The following is a 2,856-nucleotide window of genomic DNA, read 5'->3' as shown; positions in this document are numbered from 1 at the left end:
CATTAATTTCTCCATTAGCAGTAATACGAATATAATTAGCATTAACATAATGCCATTGCGCTTTAGAAACAGAACCGTTTGTTGTACGGGTTAATTTATTATTGTCATGAAAAAAATAGAAAGTCTTTTCATCCTTAATCTTATTTACTAAAACCCAAGTTTGGTTTACCAATAGGTTTTTTATATCTACTTCTTTGTGAGATACGTCCTGTTGCTGATTTAATAAATTAAATAAATCTTCCATTCTATAAATTTACTTTATTTTTTAATTAATGTATTTTAATTTTAAAAATTAACAAAGTTTAAGATTAAAGGAATCTAATAAAATGGCGACAGATTGTAATAGTATAGCTTAATTATAAAATTTGTTATTAATTATAATAACAAATAATGTAAAAAAGAGGAGTTTATTGTGTTAGAAGTCTTAAAATATTATGAAACTGAGATTATTTTCTTTTATTCCGTTTATTATAATTTTTATCTCCTCTGGTTTTAGGTTTTTTATATTTAGCTGCTATTTTAAATTTATATGAACCACCTAAATTTGTTTTAGAGTTTTTTTCAGATTTTTCATGAAACGCAGCTCCAGGGGCATCTTCGTCTTTTCTTCGTTTGTGTGGGTTATTACGCTCTTTTATTTGCGGGCGTTCTTCTTCAATTAATTCTGTAGAAACTTCAACACTTTCTGGGAATTCTAATAAGGGAATTTCCATTTGCATTAGCTGTTCTATATTTTGTAAACTTTCTTGCTCTTTTTCAGTAGAAAACATTAAGGCATGTCCTTTACGTTCTGCACGACCAGTTCTACCAATACGGTGCATATAATTTTCTGGATATGCGGGTGTATCAAAATTAATAACATGAGAGACATTGTCTATATCTAAACCACGCGCCATAACATCTGTAGCCACTAGAATCCTGTTAAAACCTTCTCTAAACTGCTCTATGCTTCGTAATCTGTAATTTTGCGTTTTATTAGAGTGAATAACACATAGCTCTTCTTTAAACTCTTCATCTAAACTTTCAAACAAGCGATCGGCCATTTTTTTAAAAGCCACGAAAATTAATACTTTATTATACGTTTCAGTATCTAGAAGTAAATGCTTTAGTAAATTTAATTTTGTGTAGAAATTTGGTGTATTGTAGCGTTCCTGAGTTATGTTGTCTAGAGGTGTACCAGATGCTGCAATAGATACTTTTTGAGGCGCAATGAAGAAATCTGTTATCAAGTCATCGACATCATGCGTCATAGTAGCCGAAAACATAATGTTTTGGCGACGTTCTGGAAGAATATCAAAAATATTAATTAATTGATGTCTAAATCCAAGATCTAGCATAACATCTACTTCATCTATAACCAATTTTTGTATAGATTTTAATTGTAATACACGACTTAAAGCTAAATCGTAAAGACGACCAGGCGTTGCAACTAAAATATCTATACCTTGCGCAATAGCCTGTTTTTGGGTATTAATATTTGTACCTCCATAAACACCAAGTACACGGTTGTTTATGTATTTAGAGAGCTTTTCAATTTCATCAACAACCTGTACAACTAATTCTCTGGTAGGAACCAAAATGAGCACTCTAGGGTTTTCCTGTTTAGAAAACTTTAAGTTCTTTAAAATTGGAAGCATATACGCAAAAGTCTTTCCAGTACCGGTTTGTGCAATACCTACCATATCTTTTCCGCTAGCTACAACGCTAAATGCTTCAGCTTGTATAGGTGTAGGGGTCGTAAAACCCAAATCGTCTAATGCGTTATATAAGGGCGTATTTAAATTTAAATCTTGAAAAGTCACAGTATCTATAATATTATGTGCGCAAAGGTAAACTTAAAAACTTAATTTTCACTGTTTTTAGTTTTTTCAAAAATTAAAGCTTTGGCTTGAGCTTTCCAATCACTTGTTGTTTGTTTCCAATTGGTATAAATAGGGTAAGGTTTTAGTTCTTCCTTTTTATAAATAGCATCGTCAACTTCTGTTACTATTAGATAAGATTCAGAAGTTTCATCACCTTCATTTTCATAATTATAAATGAGATTGTGAACATAATAGGTTTTTTTATCAATTTTTAACTGGCCTAGTAATTCCTTTTTTGTTGGATATTCTTCACTAGATTCTAGATACTCTTGTAATGATAGGTTAACATATGCATCTGTAGACTTATATTTTTTAGGAACTTTTTTAAAGGCTTTTACTTTATAATATGCTTTCATTAACCCCATTCTAGTATCCATACTATCTAATAATTGTTTTTTAAGTTCTTTAGGTAGTGTATATCCATTTACAATTCGTGTTTCGGCAGCATTAGATGTTAACCAAGCGTTAGAATTTGCTTTTATTAAACTTGAGGTAAATGCATCAATTGGATTTTTTGTAGAAGTAAAGCTTATTTTATTAGCTGTCGCTTTGTAATAGTTTAAATAGCTATATATAAGGGCGTGTTTAGAATAATCATATTCTTTTCCCTTTAGCATATTTAAATAATCTTTTAAATCATCATTTGCATGTTCATTTACCTTTTTAAATTTAGATAAAATACTGTTTTTTTCATTGTAAGTAGAATTTAGTACTCTGGTAGAGATATTTAAAATTTGCTTGCGATAATTAGTAATAGCATTTAGCTTTAATAGTTCTGTATAGCTCTCTACAGCTAAAGGTATAGAATCATATAAAGGAACAAATAAACTATAAGAATAGTTAGTTTTAAGAATAGGCGGTGTATTAAAAAGTAAATCTTTATATACAGCTATATTATTCTTGTAATCTAATTTTGGTATGCTTCTTATAATAGAAGCTTTTAAGTCTTCAGGAGTATCTTTTCTTAAATAGATTGTCTTTAAAAAGGGTATAG

General features: G+C 29.5%; 3 protein-coding genes. All 3 read right to left on the bottom strand.

All coding sequences use genetic code 11. The annotated features are described in order from the left end of the window. The coding region (locus tag ACVC2P_RS16645) for a hypothetical protein (protein ID WP_452599582.1) at window positions 1–244 on the bottom strand (244 nt) is incomplete at its 3' end. Between the two features lie 202 nt (window positions 245–446). After that, complete coding sequence (locus ACVC2P_RS16640; RefSeq protein WP_452599581.1) at window positions 447–1,802, bottom strand: DEAD/DEAH box helicase; 1,356 nt, start codon at window positions 1,800–1,802, stop codon at window positions 447–449. Between the two features lie 41 nt (window positions 1,803–1,843). Then, a partial coding sequence (locus tag ACVC2P_RS16635; protein WP_452599580.1) for a hypothetical protein occupies window positions 1,844–2,856 on the bottom strand: 1,013 nt, incomplete at its 5' end.

This window comes from Pontimicrobium sp. MEBiC01747 (assembly GCF_053601635.1).
Note: the sequence above shows the minus strand (reverse complement) of the source record. Positions and strands in the feature narration are given on the sequence as shown.